Genomic DNA, 6954 nt, shown 5'->3' with positions numbered 1-6954 from the left:
GCGGCTTACGGACGGAGAAGCACGGAGACCACGACGACCTCGTCGTCGAGGCTCCATACGTTATGGCTACTGTCAACACAGGACCTCGGCCAACTCACTTCACCAGTCATGGCAAGTGGTCGGCGATCTACAATGACGGTGATGGTACGGTAGCCCTGTTCAACGAAGAGCAGTTTGAGCCCTTCGTTCGGTTCAGCCGCTTCCCGACGACAGGACCGGATCATGGCGTGGCCGTGGTCATCGGTGGCGTGGCGGTGCTCGGAGAGGTCGTGTTAGTCGGAAGCCTCAATCTTGGGCGAGTTGATGTGTATACGCTCGATGGGAGGCTCATCCGATCCTTCGAGGGATGCCCCCGGTTGCACGGCGAGGCTGTACACGGTGATGTGGTCGCCTTCGGTTGTGCTGACGGCGTCTTGCTGATTGAGAACCGGCAAGGTTCGTTGGAGGCTCGCAAGTTGCTCTATCCATCGGGGACGCCGAGCGATGTTCGAGTGGGCACGCTTGTGGCTCACAAAGATGTGCCTCACTTCATCGGTAACTTCGGGCAGGGATTGGTGTTCATTAATCCCCTGTCCAATACGATGACGCCCGTTCCACTGCCTGCACGGTTACTCCGATTTGGGGTGGACTTAGAGGGCAAGGCGTTGGTCGCGCTCACGGCCGATGGCAAACTCCACGTGCTCGACCCGCGGACGGGTGTCGCTCGTAGTCAGCTGGACGCTGTCTCGCCTTGGCCGGGAGGCGCGAATCCTCGCCCCGGCCTCGCCCTGGGTGAGGAAGTAGCCTATGTGAGCGATCCGCCCACCGGCGATGTCGTCGAGGTGGATCTGGAAGGTCTTCGGATCACGCGGCGCATCAGCGTGGGAGGAGCGCCGACAAGTCTGACAATGCTCCCGGCGCCTGAAGGCCAAGTTCATGGCGGCATGAACACAGCCGGCAAGAACGTCAGCGAGGCGGTGTTCTAGCCTGAAAGCCGGACACACACCGACGCCGGCGTTGTCAAATGCCGGCGTCGGTAATGGCCACGTGAACGAGAATCGCGACCGACCTTCCTTGTAGCCCGACCCACCAGAGGCCTGCGGAGTCAGTCCATGAGGAGAATCGGTCCTGCCCTGGACTCCCCCGCGTCAGTCCTCTTTTCGGAGGTCGTGTGATAGGGGCAATCAACAGAGGACGCTTGCCGAAGATCAGGTCTCCTTCGGCGATAGCCTGATTGGCCAGGTGGGCTACGCTCCAGGACGTTGTTCAAGATCAGCAGGTCTGTAGCCGCCTGAAGATGCGTTCCAACGCCGCGGATAACCATTCTCGAATAACGACGGAAGACCCGAAGCGGAGATGTCAGTTCCACGATCGCCCTATGGCTGAGGCCGCCTCTGGCGAAGGAGCCAAAGAGGGGGCGAACTCTATAAACTGTTGAGCTGCCGGCAGCTCACATGCTCGCTCTCATCGGAATCATGCAGCGCCTCGTCCCAAGTGGATTCCGTGAGACACGTTCGGTGTGAAGGACCATACCAGCGGCTAGTACTCCCATATCGGCGCGAGCTAGAAGAAAAGTGCCCGTCTTTAATGCCAGAGCTTCCTTCCCTGCATAGAAGCACGCTCCGGTTTCGTGCAGGTGTTGACTACCTCTCGCAAAATTCCCTTGCGAGCCAGGACGCCGACGTTCAAAGCGCGTGCGAACGTGCGAATCTTCTAAAGGCTGCATCGGACGCTGCCGGATGGGGATTGAGCCCGCAACTGCGCCAGGTGCGAAGAAGCGGAAGGCGGAATGAACTCATCCGCTCCGATGTCGTAGCCTCTGCCAGCAGGTCGGGCCTCGCCGTCAATATCCTCGCGCACGCCGGACTCGGCTCCGGCATCTATGGCCGCCGAGCCTTGCTGTAGATGCGCGGTCTCATCCAGTCGGGGATCGCCCTCGCGAGGATTGATCGCCTCGAATGTCGGCACCCCGGTTTCCACAACGTGCAATCTCCCCACGCGATGGATCAGCGTGTGGGTGTGCCGGATTTGGATCTCGCCGTTGACCTGTCGGCCAACATAGGCAGCAGTCGCCGAGTCAATCAAAGCGTTGGTCAGAGTCACCGCGATTCGTCCGCCCAAGGAGGCATCCACACGGAGAGCCACTAGTTGAGGATGGCGAGCCCACGTCAGATGCGCCAGGCGCAGATCGAAATCGGCTCCGAAACTGCTGACCTCGACCACCGAGCGTAAATCTCCGGACGACTCCACGGCATTTGCCGCGAGCACCACATTGGTCATCTCCACTGTCGTCGCGCCGAATCCCTGCTTGATGAAGCTAAGAGCAGCTCCATAACTTCTGGCTCGATTCTCCCGCAGGATCACGCGATTGAGACTCAATGCCGTCCCCTGGAAAGTGAGCCGCGCTTCCAGGGCCCCGCCTGCTTCGCAGGTCACGTTACTTGTGAAGGTGGAGTTCTCGATTCTCACGGAATCATTCGGTTGGGAAATGTACAATCCACCGCCTGCGCCAGCGGCTCGATTGTTCTCGAAGCGGCTATTGACGATCGTGACGCTGCCGCCGAACGTGATAGACATGCCACCCCCAGCGCCCCCGGAAGCTTGCGCTTGATTGCCGCTGAAGATCGTGTTTTCCACCCGACTGCCGGAGACCACATTCCACAGATAAGCCCCGCCACCGTCACTGTAGTTTCGCGTGCGACTGGCGATGTTATTGGTGATCGTGCAATCGCGGAGATTGAGCCGCACGCGAAAAGCAAACAAACCACCGCCGCAATCGCTATCGGTGCGCGCGCAAACTCGGTTGGCGATGCCTGGCGGATTGCCCAAGTCCGAGTAATCGCCGTTAGTGATGGTGAAACCGGCCACCGTCACGGTCTGTGTCCCGTCGCCGACGATCGAAATGCCGCGTCCCCGACGTTCGGCATCAATCACCGTGCGATTCATCGCCGGGTCAGGCTCCGTCCAGTTGGTCGTCGTGTAGCCGCCTTGCAGAGTCAGGCTCTTGGTGATGAGCACGACCTGGGTATAGATGTCTCCACCGACCATCGCCGGCGCCGCACCCGTGTACGTCCCTGCCGCCACACGGATCTCGTCGCCTGCGCGAGCCGCATTCACAGCCGCTTGAATCGTCGTGAAGCAGGGAGATCGCCCGCCGCAGGTGGGATCGGTCGCCGAGACGTAGAGGACGTCGGGAGCGATGCCGGCTTTCGACGTCACTCCAGGGATCATGGAGGTTACGACCACTCCCATCAATAGGCTCACTCGCAGAAGCCTCATTTGCTCGCGAATTCCCATCGTTTCCTCCCAAACGCCTTTCTGATACAGCGCCGGCAGTATACTCCTTGGACCGCCTGCGAACAAGGGGATGTTCATACCGGCTCGTGCTTATTCGTCGCCGATTCGACTTCCCCTTTCAGGCTGGGGGCTTGACAATATGCGGGACTGCGACTATAGTTTGGCCTTTTGGAGATCGAGTTCGGGCACGTGTTGGGGGAGGAGCCGTCGGTTCAGCGAGCGCTTATTGTGGCGTCGGGATGAGCGTCGAAGCGGGTCATCGGCTTTGATGACTGCAAGGAGTTGACCTCAAGTCGAAGAAACGCCACAGAAAAGCTCGGGGCGGCGAGGGGCGCCCAGAGAGTGGACGGCTCCGATGAGGGAATTCGCCGATTGCGAGTTCTCGTGCTCTTCCGAACCAGCCCCTCGACAGCCGTTTGTGGGATGACCTTTTCGGAGGGCGTCAGACGTTTTGAGGCGGACCTCCGAAATCCAACAGAGGAGGAGTTGAGCGCTGTGCCGACGCTCGCACAATTGGTTCGATACGGACGGGAAAAGGTCAGGGTGAAATCGAAGAGTCCGGCCTTGCAGGGCTGTCCGCAAAAGCGCGGCGTTTGCGTGCAGGTCAAGACAATGACGCCGAAGAAGCCGAACTCCGCGCTGCGCAAGATCGCGCGCGTGCGCCTGACCAATGGCATTGAGGTGACGGCATATATTCCGGGAATCGGGCACAACCTCCAGGAGCACTCGATCGTGCTGATTCGGGGCGGGCGCGTCAAGGACCTGCCGGGCGTGCGCTATCACATCATTCGCGGGACGCTCGATGCGGCGGGCGTGGCCAATCGTAAGCAGGGTCGGTCCAAGTACGGCGCCAAGCGGCCGCGCGAGGCCGCGCAGCCGAAGAAGTGAGCGGGAGGAACGGCTATGCCGAGACGGCGAATTGTCGAGCGACGCGAGGTGCCGCCGGATCCGATCTACAACAGCCCGCTGGTCACCAAGTTCATCAACTGCATGATGTGGGATGGGAAGAAGAGCGTGGCGGAGAAGATCTTCTACGCCGCGATGGAGCGGATTCGGCAGCGGACCAAGGAGGACCCGTTGAGAGTTTTCAAGCAAGCGGTTGAGAACGCGAAGCCGAAGGTCGAGGTTCGATCGCGGCGCGTTGGCGGGGCGACTTATCAGGTGCCCGTCGAAGTGAATCCGCATCGGCAGCTCTCGTTAGCGATCCGGTGGCTGGTCAACGCGGCGCGGGAGCGAGGGGAGAAGCGGATGATCGAACGGCTGGCTAATGAGTTGATCGAGGCCTCGCAGAATAAGGGCGGAGCCATCAAAAAGCGCGAGGATGTGCATCGGATGGCCGAAGCCAATCGCGCGTTCGCGCATTATCGGTGGTGAAGGGAGACGAGCATGCCGCGGCAGATTCCACTAGAGCGCGTTCGGAACATTGGTATTGCCGCGCATATTGATGCCGGCAAGACGACGACGACTGAGCGGATTTTGTACTACACGGGGGTGAACTACAAGATCGGCGAGGTGGACGAAGGCACGGCGACGATGGATTGGATGGTGCAGGAGCAGGAGCGCGGGATCACGATCACCTCAGCGGCGACGACCTGTTTCTGGCGGATCGGCGGAGCGAAGACGGGCGAGCAATACCGCATCAACATCATTGACACGCCGGGGCATGTGGACTTCACCATCGAGGTCGAGCGAAGTCTTCGAGTCCTGGATGGCATGATTGCTCTCTTCGATGCTGCCAATGGAGTGGAACCGCAGTCGGAGACCGTGTGGCGGCAGGCGGAGAAATACCGCGTCCCGCGCATCGCCTTCGTGAACAAGATGGATCGGCAGGGAGCCGACTTTTGGATGGTCATCGAGCAAATGCGGCGGCGCTTGGGCGCTCATCCTGTGCCCGTGCAGATTCCAATTGGAGGAGGCGACGAGCCGTTCCAAGGGGTTGTGGACCTCATCCAGATGAAGGCCATCACGTGGATCGAGGAGACACTGGGAGCTGAGTTCATTGTGGAAGATGTGCCCGAGGGGTTGCGCGAAGCGGCGCACCAGGCGCGCGACCGAATGCTCGAAGCGCTCGCCGATTACGATGATGCGATCGCCGAGAAGTATCTGGAGGGGGAGCCGATCTCGGAAGAGGAGATCCGCGCCGCCTTACGACGCGGGACGATCGAGCTGCGCTTGGTGCCTGTTCTCTGTGGCGCCGCCTTTCGGAACAAGGGGATTCAACCGCTATTGGACGCTGTCATTTACTATCTGCCCTCACCGGTGGACATTCCACCCGTGCAAGGGGTGGATCCGAGGAGCGGGGAGGTGTGCGCGCGCCGCGCCAGCGATGAGGAGCCGCTGGCTGGGTTAGTCTTCAAGATCATGGCGGATCGGCACATTGGCCAGCTCACGTACATCCGCATCTATTCGGGCACGCTCACGGCTGGCAGCAGCGTCTATAACGCCACTAAGGGGAAGCGGGATCGAATCGGGCGCTTGATGAAGATGCATGCTAACAAGCGCGAGGACATCGAGGAAGCCTACGCCGGAGAGATTGTCGCTGCCTCTGGGCTGCGGACGGTCACAACGGGTGACACGCTCTGTGATGAGGCGCATCCGATCGTGCTGGAGGCCATCGAGGTCCCGCGTCCGGTGATCTCCGTCGCTATCGAACCCAAGACCCGGCAGGATCAGGATAAGTTGAGCCTCGCGCTTGGGCGTCTGGCGCAGGAGGATCCCTCCTTCAAGGTCACGAGCGATCCCGAATCCGGACAGACGCTCATTTCGGGAATGGGCGAGTTGCACCTGGAGATCATCGTGGATCGGCTCAAGCGCGAGTTCGGCGTCGAAGCGAGCGTGAGCCGGCCGATGGTCAACTACCGCGAGACGATCACGAAGAAGGCCATCGGCGAGGGGAAGTTCATCCGTCAAACGGGCGGACGCGGCCAATACGGACACGTGAAGATCGAGATCGAGCCGCTGCCGCCTGGCTCCGGATTCGAGTTCGTGGAGGACATCTTCGGAGGCGTCGTCCCGAAGGAGTTCATCCCGGCTGTCGAGGAAGGGGTGCGCGAGGCGATGGAGCGCGGCGTGCTCGCCGGATACGAGATGGTGGATCTGCGCGTGCGGCTCTTTGACGGGAGCTATCACGAAGTGGATTCCAGCGAGCTGGCCTTCAAGATCGCCGGATCGCTCGCCTTTCAAGAAGCCGCGCGCAAGGCCGATCCGATCTTGTTGGAGCCCATTATGAAGGTGGAGATCGTCACCCCCGAGGATTACGTGGGGGCGATCACTGGAGATCTGAATGCGCGTCGAGGACGCGTCGAGCAGATCGAGCATCGGCCTGGGACGGTCATCATCACAGCTTATGTTCCGCTGGCCGAGATGTTCGGGTATGCGACCGATCTCCGCTCGATGACGCAAGGGCGAGCGACGTACACGATGCATTTCTCGCACTACGAGCAGGTGCCGAAGGCCGTGAGCGAGGCGATCTTGAGCGGAGTCTCGTGATTTCCAAGCGCGATTCGTCGCGCATTTTGAGTGAAAGGAGTGAGGAGATATGGCCAAGGAGCGGTTTGAGCGGACGAAGCCGCATGTGAATGTGGGGACGATTGGGCATATTGATCATGGGAAGACGACGTTGACGAGTGCGATCACGCGGGTGTTGCACAGTCGGAATCCGCGGGTGGTGTATCGGGA

At 60.5% G+C, this 6954-nt stretch carries 6 protein-coding genes; 5 read left to right on the top strand and 1 reads right to left on the bottom strand.

Annotated elements, in window-relative coordinates; genetic code table 11:
- The coding region (locus tag NZ746_03120) for a hypothetical protein (GenBank protein ID MCS6816353.1) at positions 1 to 965 on the top strand (965 nt) is incomplete at its 5' end.
- Positions 966 to 1692: 727 nt separating this feature from the next.
- Here NZ746_03120 and NZ746_03115 read toward each other — a convergent pair.
- Entirely contained in the window at positions 1693 to 3276 is a 1584-nt protein-coding gene (locus tag NZ746_03115) for a right-handed parallel beta-helix repeat-containing protein (protein MCS6816352.1), read from the bottom strand.
- Positions 3277 to 3771: 495 nt separating this feature from the next.
- On the opposite strand from NZ746_03115, the gene rpsL reads away from it, so the two are divergent.
- The 4 genes from rpsL to NZ746_03095 all read left to right on the top strand — a co-directional run.
- Positions 3772 to 4164 (top strand): 30S ribosomal protein S12, encoded by a 393-nt coding sequence (rpsL, locus tag NZ746_03110; GenBank protein ID MCS6816351.1) that lies wholly within the window; start codon positions 3772 to 3774, stop codon positions 4162 to 4164.
- 15 nt (positions 4165 to 4179) lie between these two features.
- The gene (rpsG, locus tag NZ746_03105; protein ID MCS6816350.1) at positions 4180 to 4650 is read left to right on the top strand and encodes a 30S ribosomal protein S7; all 471 of its coding nucleotides are present in this window, start codon (positions 4180 to 4182) and stop codon (positions 4648 to 4650) included.
- 12 nt (positions 4651 to 4662) lie between these two features.
- Positions 4663 to 6765: an elongation factor G gene (gene fusA, locus NZ746_03100; GenBank protein MCS6816349.1), complete on the top strand. Its 2103-nt coding sequence runs from the start codon at positions 4663 to 4665 to the stop codon at positions 6763 to 6765.
- Positions 6766 to 6814: 49 nt separating this feature from the next.
- A partial coding sequence (locus tag NZ746_03095; GenBank protein MCS6816348.1) for a GTP-binding protein occupies positions 6815 to 6954 on the top strand: 140 nt, incomplete at its 3' end.

The sequence above is a fragment of the Blastocatellia bacterium genome, from assembly GCA_025055075.1.
In the GTDB taxonomy this organism is placed as follows: Bacteria; Acidobacteriota; Blastocatellia; order HR10; family HR10; genus HR10.
This window is presented reverse-complemented; position numbering and strand designations above follow the sequence as displayed.

Excerpts from the sequence above, each read along its gene's own strand:
- fusA (MCS6816349.1), top strand. The coding sequence starts at position 4,663 with ATGCCGCGGCAGATTCCACTAGAGCGCGTTCGGAACATTGGTATTGCC.
- NZ746_03115 (MCS6816352.1), bottom strand. The coding sequence starts at position 3,276 with ATGGGAATTCGCGAGCAAATGAGGCTTCTGCGAGTGAGCCTATTGATG.
- rpsG (MCS6816350.1), top strand. The coding sequence starts at position 4,180 with ATGCCGAGACGGCGAATTGTCGAGCGACGCGAGGTGCCGCCGGATCCG.